Below are 13,646 nucleotides of genomic sequence, written 5' to 3'. Positions count from 1 at the left end.
GGCTTTGCGCGTCCCTCGCCTATTCCATATGTTGTCCGCCGTTGATTGAAAACGTCGCCCCGGTGATGAATCCGGCGTCTTCATGGACCAGGAACGCCACCATGCGAGCGATATCTTCCGGCTTGCCCAGACGCCCTACCGGGATACCGGCAATGATAGCCTGCAGCGTTTCCTTCGGAACCTTGGCAACCATGTCCGTATCGCAATAACCTGGGGCGACGGCGTTTACCGTGATGTTCTTATGTGCGCTTTCCAGCGCCAGAGACTTGGTGAAGCCAAGGATTCCTGCCTTGGCTGCGGCATAATTGGCTTGCCCGAACTGGCCTTTCTGGGCATTCACGGAGCTGATGTTGACTATGCGTCCGAAGGCGCGCTCACGCATGCCGGAAATCACGCCATGGCACATGTTGAACATGGATCCCAGATTGGTCTGGATCACATTCGACCATTGCTGCACCGTCATCTTGTGCAGGACAGCGTCGCTGGTGACGCCGGCATTGTTGACCAGAATATCGACCTGGCCCAGCTCGCCTTGAACTTGGGCGATGCCCGCCTGACATGCCTCTGGATCGCTGACATCCCACTGATAGATATCGATAGCGGTCGCTTCCCGGAACGCCTGTGCCGAGTCAGCGTTAGAATGATACACGGCTGCGACGCGATAACCTTGCTCATGCAGCGCAATCGAAATGGCTTTCCCCAGGCCGCGGGTACCTCCGGTGACAATGGCGACGCGCTTCATATCATGTCCTTGCTGGTTTTGGGTTGGAAGGTGCAATCAGTCTAGTTGCATGTCTCTCCAGCCGAATTGATTTGGATCAAATATTTCTGCCGAAGCATTGCTATGCTGATCGCAATCATTCTTAGGGAAGCAAACCATGGATAGCAAGCTGCGTTCGAAACCCGTCAGCAAAGAACGCCTGGGAAGCGCTTGGCTGGGCCATTTGCCGAAAGGGCCGGAAGAACAATGCCCGCCCTTGGCCCAGCTCGATCTGATCGCCAACGCAGAACTGGCCAAGCTCACCGGAAACCTGTCGCCTGCGGCCCTTGCCAATGCCTATTTCGACTGGCTGGCGCACCTGGAGTTGTCTCCGGCCAAACAAGAGCTTCTGCTACAAAATGCATGGAAGAATTTCTGGCGCTGGGATCTTTACGCCTTGAATGCAGGCCTGCCCAACCAGGCGGAAGCCGAGCACTGCATCGAGCCATTGCCACAGGACCGGCGTTTTTCCGATGCGGCATGGGAACGCTGGCCTTTCAATCTGCTAGCCCAAGGGTTCTTGTTGAACCAGCAATGGTGGCATCGGGCGACGACCGGCATACATGGCGTGTCCCGGCATCACGAGGAGGTGATGACATTTACGGTGCGCCAGTTGCTGGATATGCTGGCGCCGTCGAATTTCCTGTCGACCAATCCGGTAGTCCAACAGGAAACCTTGCGCAGCGGCGGCCTGAATCTGCTGCGCGGCGCTGAAATGGCGCTAAAAGACATCGCGCAGGCCGCCAGCGGGAAAATTGCCGACCAGCCGTTCAAGGCAGGCGAAACGGTGGCTATCACGCCAGGCAAGATCGTGTTCCAAAACGAATTGATCGAATTGATCCAATATGCGCCTGCCACCGGCAGCGTTCACGCCATCCCGGTATTATTCGTGCCGGCCTGGATCATGAAGTACTACATCCTCGACTTGTCGCCGCAGAATTCGCTGGTCAAGTATCTGGTCGACAAAGGCCATACGGTATTCATGATTTCCTGGAAAAATCCGGTTGCAGCGGACCGCAACCTTGGGATGGAGGACTATCGCAAGCTGGGAGTCATGGCGGCAATCGATGCCGTTACCCGCTGCACAGGAGCAAACCAGGTCAATGCCGTCGGCTATTGCCTGGGCGGCACCCTGCTGGCCATTGCCGCCGCCACCATGGCGCGCGACGACGATCGACGCCTGGCAAGCATGAGCTTGTTCGCAACGCAAACCGACTTCAAGGAACCGGGCGAACTGTCATTATTCATTGACGAAAGCCAGATCAGCTTCCTGGAAGCCTCGATGTGGAACCGGGGTTATCTGGATGGCAAGCAGATGGCTGGCGCATTCCAGCTGCTACGTTCGAACGACCTGATCTGGTCGCGCCGCCTGAACCAGTATTTGCTCGGAATCCCCGAGACCAAGAGCGACCTGATGGCCTGGAACGCCGATGCTACCCGCTTGCCCTATCGCATGCACAGCGAATACCTGCGCCAGTTGTTCCTGCAAAACGACCTCGCCGAAGGACGCTATCGCACGAATGGCCGGCCAATTGCCCTGACCGACATCCATGTCCCGGTATTTGCGGTCGGCACGCTGACCGACCACGTGGCGCCGTGGCGGTCGGTATACAAGATACATCTGCTTAGCGACACCGAAATAACCTTCCTACTGACCTCCGGCGGCCACAATGCCGGCGTTGTTTCACCGCCGGGCCACCCGCACCGCAGTTACCAGATGGCGGTTCGTGCTGGCGACGGTGCTTATGTGGACGCCGACAGCTGGCAGCAGGAAGCCCCGCAACATGAGGGTTCCTGGTGGCCCGCCTGGGAAGCCTGGCTGGCAGCCCATGCCGGGGAAAAAATCCGTCCCCCCATCCTCGACCAACGACAATTGGATGCGCCCGGGCTCTACGTATTGCAACCTTGACGATGAATGGCGAAGACGTAATCCATACACTTCCGGATGAGCGCAGCAGCAGATTACTAAGGGTGCAGAGATGGAGAATATGGAAAGCCCTTCGTTGCTTCAGAGGATAGTAAAAGGAATGCCGCTATTCAGCTCGAATGGCTCTCACGGCACCCCGTCACCGGCTCAAAGCGCCAGCGATACCTTGTTCCAGATTGCGGCGCTGGATCACGATGCTCTACTGAAACACCTGCAATCGTCCGCAGACGGCTTGCTTGACGGCGAGGCGCGCCGGCGATTGGCGCAATACGGGCCCAATCTGGTGGCGCATGAAGTGCGGAAAGGCGCTTTCCTGCGATTCCTCGGCCTGCTTGCCAGCCCCTTGTCGCTCATGCTGCTGGCGCTGGCGGTCGTCAATTTCTTCACCGGTGAAAGCTGGGGCGCGCTGGTCATCGCCGTCATGGTGGTGCTCTCCTCGCTCTTGTCGTTCATACAGGAATATCGCTCGGACAAGGCGGCTCAAAGCCTGCGCTCCCTGGTTGCGACCAAGGTCACAGTCTTGAGGCGCGACGTGCCGAAGCAAGGCTTGGTCCCAGGATCTGCTCCGAAACCCGTGCCGGCGCACGCTCCCCTCAGGCGCGACATAGCGCTTTCTCAGATTGTCCCAGGCGACATCATCTTCCTGTCGGTTGGCGACATCGTGCCGGCAGATGTACGCATCCTGGCCAGCAAGGACTTCTTTGTCAGCCAGGCATCCCTCACCGGGGAGTCCTTGCCGGTCGAGAAATTCAGCCAGGCCATTCCCTCTCATGCAGGTGTCGCCACGGATCTCGGCAATGTCGCCCTGATGGGTACCAATGTCCTCAGCGGCACCGCCACCGCGGTAGTGGCGATCACCGGCGGCCAGACTTGCTTCGGTCACGTCGCTACCGATATCGCCGGCCAGCGGGCATTGACCAGTTTCGATCGCGGCATCAACAAATTCATCTGGCTGATCATGCGCTTCATGCTGATCATGGTGCCGCTGGTCTTCTTGGTCAACGGTTTTACCAAGGGAAATTGGCTGGAAGCCCTGCTGTTCGCCGTCGCGGTGGCGGTCGGATTGGCGCCCGAAATGCTGCCGATGATAGTGACGATCAACCTGGCCAAAGGCGCCTTGGCAATGTCGAGAAAAAAAGTGATCGTCAAGCGCCTGAACGCAATCCAGAATTTCGGCGCGATGGACATACTATGCACCGACAAGACCGGAACGTTGACACAAGACCTGGTCATCCTGGAAAAGCACATTGACATCTTCGGCAACGACTCGCAAAAAGTGACGGAATACGCTTACCTGAACAGCTATCACCAGACCGGCCTGAAGAACCTGCTGGACGTGGCGATACTGAAATATGTCGACATACACGAAAAGATCCAGGCCGATACGGAGTTCACGAAAGTCGACGAAATCCCATTCGATTTCCAGCGGCGCCGCATGTCCGTCATCGTCGAAAAAAGGGACGGCTCGCGCATCCTGATCTGCAAGGGCGCCGTGGAAGAAATCCTGAGCGTTTGCACCAGAGCCGATCAAGCGGGGCAAGCGATCTCGCTGGAAGAGCATCATGGCGCGGCATTGGGGAAAACGGTGCAAGATCTCAACAGCGATGGTTTCAGGGTGATCGCCGTCGCCTATCGGGAACTGCCAGCCGGCGAAATCGCCTTCGGCGTTGCCGACGAGGCCGATCTGGTCCTGGTCGGCTATATCGCCTTTCTCGATCCGCCCAAGGACAGTGCGGCCGAAGCCATCAAGGCATTGAACAAGCGTGGAATCGCCGTCAAGGTGCTCACCGGCGACAACGCCGCCGTGACCTGCAATGTCGGGCGCCATGTCGGATTGGCCGTGGACCAAATCCTGCTCGGCGGGCAAATGGATGCGATGTCCGACGAGGAGCTTGCCGTCAAGGCCGAATCCACCGTGATCTTCGCCAAGCTGGCGCCGCAGCAAAAGGCCCGCGTCATCCACCTGTTGCAAGGCAGAGGCCACGTGGTCGGCTACCTGGGCGACGGCATCAACGACGGTCCGGCCCTGAAAGCCGCCGATGTCGGCATTTCAGTCGACAGTGCGGTTGACATCGCCAAGGAGTCCGCCGACATCATCTTATTGAAGAAAAGTCTGATCACCTTGAAAGACGGCGTCCTTGAAGGCCGCAAGGTGTTCGGCAACATCATCAAATACATCAAGATGAGCGCCAGCTCCAATTTCGGCAACATGCTGAGCGTGCTCGGCGCCAGCAGCTTCCTGCCGTTCCTGCCGATGGCGCCGGTGCAAATCCTGTTGAACAACCTCTTATACGACTTTTCCCAGACCACGGTTGCCACCGATCACGTCGACGAGGAATACATGAAACAGCCGCGCCGATGGGACATCGTCAGCATCGGCCGCTTCATGCTGGTCCTGGGACCGGTCAGCTCCCTGTTCGACTACCTGACATTCGGCATCCTCTGGTACGGTTTTGGTGCGGCGCAGAATCCCCGGATGTTCCAGACTGGCTGGTTCGTCGAATCGCTGCTGTCGCAGACGCTGATTGTGCATGTCATTCGTACCGCCAAAATCCCGTTCATCCAAAGCCGGCCCAGTTTGCCGCTACTGGCGACCACCGTCTCGATTTGCATGCTGGGGCTGTGGCTGCCGTGGTCGCCGCTGGCCGGCGCACTCGGCCTGACAACGATGCCGCACGGCTATTGGCTAGCGCTATTGGGCATATTGGGCGGCTATTTGTTGGCGACGCAATTGCTCAAATCCTGGGTGATACGGCGTTTCGGTTTGAACTAACCGTCCTTGGCGCCAGTGCTGGCGGATTCAATGTTTTTTGACATACATCAACGCCTTGCTCCGCCGGCGAAATATGCTGTGCCCTGTGAACCCGTCATGCCGCACCGGCTACGAGACCACCCAGCGGTCGACGGTATTCAAAGCAGATCTTCTGCGTTGACCAACCGAAGGAGAATCACATGGAATATAAAACCATACTCGTGCATGTGGATGAAGCGAGGCGCGCCCACGAGCAGATAAGAATTGCGGCCACCCTTGCGCAAAAATATGATGCGCACCTGATCGGCGCTGCGGTAACCGGCGTCACCCCGCAGTTCTTCATGCCGGGAGCAATCGGCGAGAGCAACCTGGCGTTGCTCGGTCCGGCGCTCAGCGAGTTGCGCGAACACGCAGCCAGCCTGCTGACGGAATTCGAGGCAACGGTTTGGAAAATGGATGTCAAATCATTTGAAAAGCGTCTGATCGACGACGATGCCGGAGCTGGCCTCAGCCTGCAGGCACGCTACAGCGACCTGGTGGTGATCGGGCAAATCAATCCAGCCGATTTCTCCATTGTGATGCGCGCTGATTTCCCCGAATACGTGCTGATGAATGCGGGACGACCGCTGCTGATCATTCCCTATGCCGGCAAGTTTACTCATGTGGGCAAGAGAGTGCTAGTCGCCTGGGACGCCAGCATGGAGGCCACGCGGGCGGTCACCGCCTCGATTCCACTGCTGCAGCAGGCGGACCTGGTCCAGGTATTGGTGTTCGACACCGGAGAGCCGCTTTCTGCCCACGGCCAGCAGCCGGGCGCGGATATTGCCCTTTACCTTGCGCGTCATGGTGTGAAGGTTGAAGTATCGAAACAAAAAATGGCCGGCGACATTGATGTAGGCAACGCGCTGCTATCCCGCGCGACCGATTTCGGCGCCGATTTGATCGTGATGGGCGGCTACGGCCACACCCGCTTCCGCGAAGTCATATTGGGCGGCGTGACACGCACGGTCCTGGCTTCGATGACCGTTCCGGTCTTTATGTCGCATTAATAGAACACAGCTAAAACACAGCTTGCCTGTCAACAATGACAGGCAAGCTGGTCGTTCGCCATTTGCGAGAACTCAGGCAATCACCATCTTGTCGACGACCCGCGCCACACCGGACGCCGCTGCCGCCGCCTGCAATGCCGCGTAACGTTCCGACCAGGAACGCACCGGCCCTGTCAGGGTAACCTGATCGCCATTGACGATGACCGTCAGACGCTGCGTCTCGATGTGAGCCCGCCGTTGCAATGCGGCTTCGATCTTGACCTTGACGTCAGAGGGCAATACGCTCGGCTTTACCGCGATCTGGTTGCTGATTCCTGTGACGCCCATCAGGTTGCGGATTGCGCTTTCCGCAGCGCTGCGCTGATAGCCCCGCTCCACCTCGCCGGAAAGCGTTACCCAGCCATCTTCCACCATGACCTTGACCGTGTTTTTCGGCACCAGCACATTCCACTCCAATGCAAACTCTGCGGCCCGCACGACGTCGGCATCGCTGCGTTCGCTGGTCCCAGGCAAGTGCACGTCGATCTCCACTGCCACGCCCTTGACGCCGACCACGCGCAGAGCGGCATGTTCGGCGGCATATTTTTCGGCATAGCTGCTCAAATGGCCAACCAAGGTCACCACGCCGTCCTTGATCTCAACCCCGATCTCGGTGTCCTTTACGGCTGGATCCCACTCCAGCTCATCCATGACGTCCTGTTTCAACTGGCGATCGCTTTTCATTTCATCTCTCCATTATCGGTTTCTAAAATTGGCATCCTCACAACCGCTCTGCCTCCGCATTCAATACCACCGCATGCTCGCAGCCGGATGGCAGCGATGATGGATGGCCCGCTATCGGCCGAACAGTGTCATGTCCATATTAGGTGCTCTAAAAACCTGGTACTTGATGCAAATCAAAGCTTGTGCATTGGCATCGGCATCGGCATCGGCATCGGCATCGGCATCGGCATCGGCAATCGACAGATTGACTTGGACATCCCTGTTGGCCCACCGACATTTACCTCTGAAGAACTCATTTAATAATATCAAGTCAATTTTTCAATGCCTTAAATTGCGCAGTTATTTGATTGAAATCAACGTCGGCTTGTTTAAATTGCATAACATCAGTTTATGTCTATAAACAGGTCTTCCACATACTCTCCCCTATTCTCTCGATCCGGAATCACCGGCGATGACGATGCCGCATCGCAAAGCAAGATTTCCATATCGGGGCGATTATGAGCGTGGCCGTTCAGACAAGGTGCTTCTATAAAATTGGATATATCGGGAGGTTAACAATGCGCGGAAATCTGTTGCTTGGCTCGTTACTCGCCGCCCTGACGTTGACACCGAATTATTCCGCAGCCTACGATGCGGAGCGGGTCAAGGCACACCTTTCCGACGACCTGGTCCATTGCACCGTTTACTATCAATTTGATGCATTAAGTGCAAAAGAGGGAAATCGTAAAGATATCGAAGCAGCGGCTGTCACGTCGAAAAATTATTCTCTGGAATTGCTGGTTGCACTGCGCCCGCAAAAAGAAGAAATTCCGAAAATCGAAGCTGACATCGATTCGTCTCTGAAACAGTTCGCGGGCGTCATTAAAAAAGAGGGCTGGTCGCGACTCACCCTGCAGTACGGTGACTTATGCCAGAAATTGCTGGAAAATCCCAAGGCACGCATTCAATATTGGCTCGACAAACGAGATCGATAACATCGGCTGATCTGCAAGGTGCTCCATGGTTTCATTAAATCGATCAAAACAATCCCGGTTACGCACACGCCTGGCTGGCTGGACTCTTGCAGGATGCCGACAAAACGGTTTTTCCCGACGGATCGTCGCAGAATGAAGTACAGCCTTTCAAGCCAAGCCTATAGGCTTGCGTGAATACGTTTTCACAGTGATCGAATGTTGCATTGGCCGGGAAATTGATGGTCTTGGAAATCGATTGATCGACGTAGTTCTGCAAGCGGGCCTGCAACTTCAGCTGTGCTAATGCATCCACATCGTGGGCTTCGACAAAATACGCGGGCAGCGCTGCGCTGTCTCCGTGGATTTTTCGAAAAAGAGACCACGCATAGTCGTGCACGGCGAACGTGGTGTAGCTGCCATTCGGCATCCTGACTGTTCGCTCTGCCTGGCATGCGTAGATCGGCTCTATGCCGCTGGAGACGTTATTGGCCAGGAGGCTGATCGAGCCTGCAGGAGCAATCGCCGTCAGATGACTGTTGCGGATACCGTGCCGCTGAAGCGTTTGCAGGATATCGCGCGGCAGCGCCGCAATGAAAATCCCGCTCAGGTAATCCTTGGCACGATACGCAGGAAACACGCCGCGCTCCTCGGCCAGCGCAATTGATGTGCGATAGGCGGAATAACAAATTGTCTGCATCACAGTTTCCGCGATTTCCAGCGACGATTCCGCTCCGTACCGCACGCCCAGCATGGCAAACATGTCAGCCAATCCGGTAATTCCCAGGCCGATGCGACGGTTTACCCTTGCGTTCCTGGCCTGCGCCGCCAGCGGGAAGTGCGATACGTCAATCACGTTATCCAGCATTCTCACGGCAATCCTGGCGACATCGGCAATCCCGTGCAGATCCAGATGCGGATGTCGGCCGAACGGATCGCGCACAAACTGCGTCAGATTGATTGAACCTAAATTGCAAGCACCGTGCGCCGGCATTGGCACCTCGCCGCAGGGATTGGTAGCGCTGATCTGCCCGGCATACCAAAGGTTATCGGCTTGTTGCACGCGGTCGATGAAAATCACACCCGGGTCACCGCAGGCAAATGCCGCCCTCAGCAGCTTTTTCCAAAGATCGCGTGCGCCGACAGTCTTCATGACCAGGCACGGTTCCGCCTCGCTGCCGCCGGACCAGACACGCTGGCAGACGCGCCCGCCGGGCGGTATCGGATGACCGGCAAGCGGGAATACCAGCGCCCAGGGCGCGTCCTCATCGACTGCGCGCATGAACTCGTCGCTGATCAATACCGACAAATTGAAATGCTGTAAGCCGCGCTCATGGCACTTGGCCTCGACAAATCGTTCAATATCCGGATGATCACAGCGCAGGGTCGCCATCATCGCCCCGCCGCGGATGCCGCTTGAAGTCAATGTTGCGCATGCCCGGTCCCATAGGCGCATGAAGGACACCGGCCCGGGCGCGGCATTCCCCGAACCGCCCGCCGCCATACGCGCCGGCCGCAAGGTGGAAAAGTCGCAGCCGATGCCGCCGCCTTCCGCCATCGTCACCATCGACTCGCCCAGCGCCGAAAAGATAGCATCCACGGAATCATGAATAGTTCCCATTACAAAGCAGTTGAACAAAGTCACGCGACGCTGCGTTCCCGCACCTGCCAGGATGCGGCCGCCGGGAATGAATCGGAATGCGGCCAGCGCAGCCTCGAAACCCACACGCCATTCGTCACGGTGGAACAATTCTGGCTTGCTCAACGCCAAGGCAACGCGTGACCAGGTTTCACGCATATCCGGTTCGCGCGAGACGGCGCCTTCTGACAGGCGATACCTGGTGTTCCAGACATAAGTCGAGATCGGTTCCGTGAAAATCGCGCTTTGCATCATCCCCCCCCACTCAATCGGCAACAAAGGCGCCGTCAGTTTCGCGATCCCGATTCGCCATTTTGCTTATCCTCGCCGGCCAGCGAAGTGCGGAACGCCTCAAGCTCGGCGTGATAGTCGTCAGCGTCGCCATAATCCAGAAAACGGGCGTACCGCGCATGAGACCCCAATATCTTGCGCGCATGCTTGATAGGACAAAAATACTGTTCTGTGCGTGCGGCAATTTCGCAGGAATAGGCTAGCAAGCCGTTGGCGTAGGCGCAGTAAGTGCAATGGAAGCGTTCAAATACATTCAGATATTCCAGATGTTGCCGGTCGATAACAATATAGCCGGCGCGCCGCACCTTCGCTATCCGGTAAACCGGGAAGCAGGTTGCCTGGTAGATCGTGATGCACAGATCAAGGAACAACAGCGGCAAGATCACGCTGTAGATAATCGGCGCCATGAAAACATTTTGCGGCCGGTCCCTGGCAATCCAGCGAAACACGTTTATCTTCAGGCGCCGATGAGAGGCGCGGATAGCTCCGGTGAATTCCACCCGTTTCCCGTTGACCTGATAAAAAAGCTTGGATTCCTTTTCCTGCAGCAGAGTCCGTAGTTTATCTTCAAGCAAGGTTATCTGGCCAAGCAGATCCCTGATTTTCTGGTCCATGAAATTTCCAATTCGAGAAGCTACGCGTACGGCACCGGCTGCATTACCGTTGCATATACCAGTAGTGGGTGAAACGCCGTGGCATGTCAAGTTTTGCGGCTGCCAATCGCGGCCCTATTTGATATAGATCATTGAAAGAAAATATTCATCAACCTATGCTGGATACCGTGTTAGCAGTACTTGGGCCCAGAGGCCGCAACGGCTGATCGATGTTGTTCGCCCTGGCATTTTCCAAATATGACCGATGAAATGCGAGAACAATCATGGCTAATAATCTGATGCGTTTTGCCCCGTTTAACGACATTGCACACTTCGAGCCGCTGCGCGGCTTCGAAGATCTCTTACGCGATTTCCGGCTCGCCCCGAGCCTCCGTGAACTGGAAGTGCGGCCAAGCATGAAGATGGATGTAACGGAAACCGACCAGGCCTACACGGTCAAGGCCGAAATTCCCGGCATGAAGAAAGAAGATATCAAGATCGACATCGACGGCAACCAGGTGTCGATTACCGCGGAAACCAGACAGGAAAGCGAACAAAAAGAGGGCGAAACGGTAGTCCGCAGCGAACGCTATTTCGGACGCCTGTTCCGCAGCTTCACCTTGGCACATGAGATCGATGAAGCCAACGCAGTCGCCAAATATCAAGATGGCGTGTTGGACTTGTCGCTGCCTAAGAAGGCACGTGCCAGCGCCAAGCAATTGACGGTGAGTTGAGTCCTTTCCTTGACCAGCAGATTACAGATATGACAACGGCATATTGGCATTTCGCATGAAGTGTCAATGAGCGCTACCGGGAGCACGCAATGCAGGACGACGCGCAGCTGCGACAAGATGTGATGGAAGAATTGGCATGGGAACCGGCCGTCAAGGAAACGCGGATCGGGGTCGACGTCAAGGATGGGATTGTGACGCTCAGCGGGCATGTCGAGAGTTTTATCGACAAGCAAGCCGCCGAGCAGGCTGCGCAGCGCGTGAGAGGGGTCAAGGGGACGCTGGTCGATATTACAGTTTCCCTGCCCAACGACAGTAAACGGACTGACTCCGAAATCACAGCGGCCGCCAGATCCGGGTTTATCTGGCATGCCGGCCTGCTGGAAGCCAATCTCGGCGTAACAGTCGAAGACGGCTGGGTCACTCTCTCGGGCGAGGTCGATTGGCCATATCAGAAATTGCTGGCCAAACAAGTGGTGGCGCCCCTGCATGGCGTTACCGGCGTAACCAACCAGATTGAAGTCAGACCGCGGGCCGCACCCGAGGACGTCCGCCGGAAGATCTCGGGGGCCTTGCAGCGTCAGGCACAGCGGGAAGCGCATCGGATCGAAGTGACGATCTCCGGCAACATCGCCACGCTGACCGGCACAGTGCACTCGATTGCCGAACGCGATGCCGCGAAGGGTGCGGCGTGGAGTGCGCCGGGAATTGTCGCCGTCGTGGACCGGCTGCAAGTCGAATGATTGCCCATTCAGTTATCACGGGGAGCTCGAAATGATCAAATGGCCATCGGCGGCACTGGTGATTGGCATTCTGCTGATTGCCGGCTGCGACAGAAACGAATGGAATCTGCCCAGGACTAAATCGACGCAACAACAGGATGCGCCATCCGCCAATGAAAAACCGGGCGGCCCGTTCCAGGTCGAACGCAATGAATATTTGAAAACGACACGCCAGGAACTGGATCAGCTGCGCAGCGAGATTGATGCCTTGAAGGTCAAGGCTGACCACTCTGGCGCTGAACTGAAAACCGATCTCGAACGGAAAATACAAGGCTTCCAGGTGGACCTCAAAAATCTCGAAGACAAATGGCAACAGGTAAAGGGCGCCAGCGAGAGCGGCTGGCAAGAGTTCAAACTGTCATTCAGCGCGTCCATAGAAAAATTGAAGAAATCGATCCATGATGCTGCCGGCTGACAGTTCCCGTTTTTGTGCCGGAAGCACAATGCGCAAGCGGTCAATGCCACTGGGCAAGGTGTATAGCTTGCTGGAACCAGGCCCGGTTGTGCTTCTCAGTACTGCCCATCAAGGCAAAAACAACGTCATGACGATGTCGTGGCACACCATGATGGACTTCGAGCCGCCCCTGCTGGGTTGCGTCGTCAGCGCGCGTAATTTCAGCTTTACCGCCCTGCGCTCCACGCGTCAATGCGTGCTCAATATTCCGACCCGGGAAATCGCCGCGCAGGTAGTGCAATGCGGTAACGTCTCCGGCCGCGCGCTGGATAAATTTGCGGCTTTCGGCCTGATGCCGATGCCGGCGTCTATGGTTGATGCGCCTCTGATCGCCCAATGCTACGCCAGCCTTGAATGCCGGGCAGTCGATATGCGTTTGGTGAATCGCTATAATTTTTTCATACTGGAAGTTGTCAAAGCCTGGATAGTCTCCAAGTGCAGCAATCCGCAAACACTGCACCATCGAGGACATGGCAATTTCATGATAGCTGGCGAAGCCGTCAAATTCCCGTCAAAGATGAAATGAACACATGGTCATGCACAAGCGGCGTGATTTGTGGCACGGATTTGATGTACATCAACCTCGACGAATGCAGAAAATTCCAGAATGGCCGCTGATATGAGATTGTTCAACTTGAAATGAAAATTTGCTGTTTCCCAGCATCCTATTTTTTGCAATTAGCGCATTTTTTTTTAAAGGTGCATTATGGCTACAGGTACAGTCAAGTGGTTCAACGATTCCAAAGGATTCGGCTTCATCACTCCGGACGACGGCGGCGAAGATTTATTCGCCCATTTCTCCGCCATCCAGATGAACGGATTTAAAACGTTGAAGGAAGGACAGAAAGTCCGGTTTGAAATAACGCAGGGGCCGAAAGGCAAGCAAGCTTCCAATATCCAGGAAGCGCAGTAGCCGTTGGCTGCAGAACAGAGGTGCAGGTGCAATCCTGGATTCGGCAAGATACAGGGAACCATTTCTTCCGGGCTCGCAATCT

At 56.2% G+C, this 13,646-nt stretch carries 14 protein-coding genes; 10 read left to right on the top strand and 4 right to left on the bottom strand.

Annotation, left to right across the window (positions count from 1 at the left end):
- Positions 1-19: 19 nt before the first annotated feature.
- Positions 20-742 carry an acetoacetyl-CoA reductase gene (gene phbB, locus BLV81_RS18015; RefSeq protein ID WP_092358791.1) on the bottom strand — a complete coding sequence of 241 codons (723 nt, stop codon included), beginning with the start codon at positions 740-742 and terminating at the stop codon, positions 20-22.
- A gap of 136 nt (positions 743-878) precedes the next feature.
- On the opposite strand from phbB, the gene BLV81_RS18010 reads away from it, so the two are divergent.
- The 3 genes from BLV81_RS18010 (at position 879) to BLV81_RS18000 (ending at position 6,488) form a co-directional block, all read left to right on the top strand.
- Positions 879-2,669, top strand: a complete 1,791-nt coding sequence (locus BLV81_RS18010) for a PHA/PHB synthase family protein (protein WP_092358789.1) — start codon at positions 879-881, stop codon at positions 2,667-2,669.
- Positions 2,670-2,787: 118 nt separating this feature from the next.
- The gene (gene mgtA / locus BLV81_RS18005; protein ID WP_255365331.1) at positions 2,788-5,460 is read left to right on the top strand and encodes a magnesium-translocating P-type ATPase; all 2,673 of its coding nucleotides are present in this window, start codon (positions 2,788-2,790) and stop codon (positions 5,458-5,460) included.
- 179 nt (positions 5,461-5,639) lie between these two features.
- A complete protein-coding gene (locus tag BLV81_RS18000; RefSeq protein WP_092358785.1) occupies positions 5,640-6,488 on the top strand; it encodes a universal stress protein in 849 nt (282 codons plus the stop codon).
- 72 nt (positions 6,489-6,560) lie between these two features.
- Here BLV81_RS18000 and BLV81_RS17995 read toward each other — a convergent pair whose 3' ends face one another.
- Positions 6,561-7,211, bottom strand: coding sequence for a BON domain-containing protein (locus tag BLV81_RS17995; RefSeq protein ID WP_092358783.1), 651 nt, complete (start codon positions 7,209-7,211; stop codon positions 6,561-6,563).
- An 87-nt stretch (positions 7,212-7,298) separates the two neighbouring features.
- Here BLV81_RS17995 and BLV81_RS23960 point away from each other — a divergent pair, with 87 nt between their 5' ends.
- Positions 7,299-7,511 (top strand): hypothetical protein, encoded by a 213-nt coding sequence (locus BLV81_RS23960; protein ID WP_176992883.1) that lies wholly within the window; start codon positions 7,299-7,301, stop codon positions 7,509-7,511.
- A gap of 257 nt (positions 7,512-7,768) precedes the next feature.
- The gene (locus tag BLV81_RS17990) at positions 7,769-8,185 is read left to right on the top strand and encodes a hypothetical protein (protein ID WP_092358782.1); all 417 of its coding nucleotides are present in this window, start codon (positions 7,769-7,771) and stop codon (positions 8,183-8,185) included.
- 58 nt (positions 8,186-8,243) lie between these two features.
- On the opposite strand, the gene BLV81_RS17985 is transcribed toward BLV81_RS17990, so the two are convergent.
- Entirely contained in the window at positions 8,244-10,055 is a 1,812-nt protein-coding gene (locus BLV81_RS17985; protein WP_255365330.1) for an adenosylcobalamin-dependent ribonucleoside-diphosphate reductase, read from the bottom strand.
- 32 nt (positions 10,056-10,087) lie between these two features.
- Positions 10,088-10,705, bottom strand: coding sequence for a hypothetical protein (locus BLV81_RS17980; RefSeq protein ID WP_092358780.1), 618 nt, complete (start codon positions 10,703-10,705; stop codon positions 10,088-10,090).
- A gap of 263 nt (positions 10,706-10,968) precedes the next feature.
- Between BLV81_RS17980 and BLV81_RS17975 the strand changes: the two genes are divergently transcribed.
- From BLV81_RS17975 to BLV81_RS17955, 5 genes are all read left to right on the top strand, one after another.
- A complete protein-coding gene (locus tag BLV81_RS17975) occupies positions 10,969-11,418 on the top strand; it encodes an Hsp20/alpha crystallin family protein (protein ID WP_092358778.1) in 450 nt (149 codons plus the stop codon).
- An 89-nt stretch (positions 11,419-11,507) separates the two neighbouring features.
- Positions 11,508-12,158, top strand: a complete 651-nt coding sequence (locus tag BLV81_RS17970; RefSeq protein ID WP_092358776.1) for a BON domain-containing protein — start codon at positions 11,508-11,510, stop codon at positions 12,156-12,158.
- A 31-nt stretch (positions 12,159-12,189) separates the two neighbouring features.
- Complete coding sequence (locus BLV81_RS17965) at positions 12,190-12,612, top strand: sll1863 family stress response protein (RefSeq protein ID WP_092358774.1); 423 nt, start codon at positions 12,190-12,192, stop codon at positions 12,610-12,612.
- A gap of 28 nt (positions 12,613-12,640) precedes the next feature.
- Entirely contained in the window at positions 12,641-13,177 is a 537-nt protein-coding gene (locus tag BLV81_RS17960; protein WP_092358772.1) for a flavin reductase family protein, read from the top strand.
- Positions 13,178-13,357: 180 nt separating this feature from the next.
- Positions 13,358-13,564, top strand: a complete 207-nt coding sequence (locus BLV81_RS17955) for a cold-shock protein (protein ID WP_092358770.1) — start codon at positions 13,358-13,360, stop codon at positions 13,562-13,564.
- Positions 13,565-13,646 lie beyond the last annotated feature (82 nt).

The sequence above is a fragment of the Collimonas sp. OK242 genome, from assembly GCF_900107095.1.
GTDB lineage: Bacteria > Pseudomonadota > Gammaproteobacteria > Burkholderiales > Burkholderiaceae_D > Collimonas.
The sequence above is the reverse complement of the archived record's forward strand: the minus strand, read 5'-3'. Positions and strand labels throughout refer to the sequence as shown.

Bases quoted from the DNA above. Each gene is read 5' to 3' on its own strand.
- BLV81_RS17980 (WP_092358780.1), bottom strand. From the start codon at position 10,705: ATGGACCAGAAAATCAGGGATCTGCTTGGCCAGATAACCTTGCTTGAA.
- BLV81_RS17995 (WP_092358783.1), bottom strand. From the start codon at position 7,211: ATGAAAAGCGATCGCCAGTTGAAACAGGACGTCATGGATGAGCTGGAG.
- phbB (WP_092358791.1), bottom strand. From the start codon at position 742: ATGAAGCGCGTCGCCATTGTCACCGGAGGTACCCGCGGCCTGGGGAAA.
- BLV81_RS17970 (WP_092358776.1), top strand. From the start codon at position 11,508: ATGCAGGACGACGCGCAGCTGCGACAAGATGTGATGGAAGAATTGGCA.
- mgtA (WP_255365331.1), top strand. From the start codon at position 2,788: ATGCCGCTATTCAGCTCGAATGGCTCTCACGGCACCCCGTCACCGGCT.
- BLV81_RS17960 (WP_092358772.1), top strand. From the start codon at position 12,641: ATGCGCAAGCGGTCAATGCCACTGGGCAAGGTGTATAGCTTGCTGGAA.
- BLV81_RS17985 (WP_255365330.1), bottom strand. From the start codon at position 10,055: ATGATGCAAAGCGCGATTTTCACGGAACCGATCTCGACTTATGTCTGG.
- BLV81_RS17955 (WP_092358770.1), top strand. From the start codon at position 13,358: ATGGCTACAGGTACAGTCAAGTGGTTCAACGATTCCAAAGGATTCGGC.
- BLV81_RS17965 (WP_092358774.1), top strand. From the start codon at position 12,190: ATGATCAAATGGCCATCGGCGGCACTGGTGATTGGCATTCTGCTGATT.
- BLV81_RS18000 (WP_092358785.1), top strand. From the start codon at position 5,640: ATGGAATATAAAACCATACTCGTGCATGTGGATGAAGCGAGGCGCGCC.
- BLV81_RS17990 (WP_092358782.1), top strand. From the start codon at position 7,769: ATGCGCGGAAATCTGTTGCTTGGCTCGTTACTCGCCGCCCTGACGTTG.
- BLV81_RS17975 (WP_092358778.1), top strand. From the start codon at position 10,969: ATGGCTAATAATCTGATGCGTTTTGCCCCGTTTAACGACATTGCACAC.
- BLV81_RS18010 (WP_092358789.1), top strand. From the start codon at position 879: ATGGATAGCAAGCTGCGTTCGAAACCCGTCAGCAAAGAACGCCTGGGA.
- BLV81_RS23960 (WP_176992883.1), top strand. From the start codon at position 7,299: ATGGCAGCGATGATGGATGGCCCGCTATCGGCCGAACAGTGTCATGTC.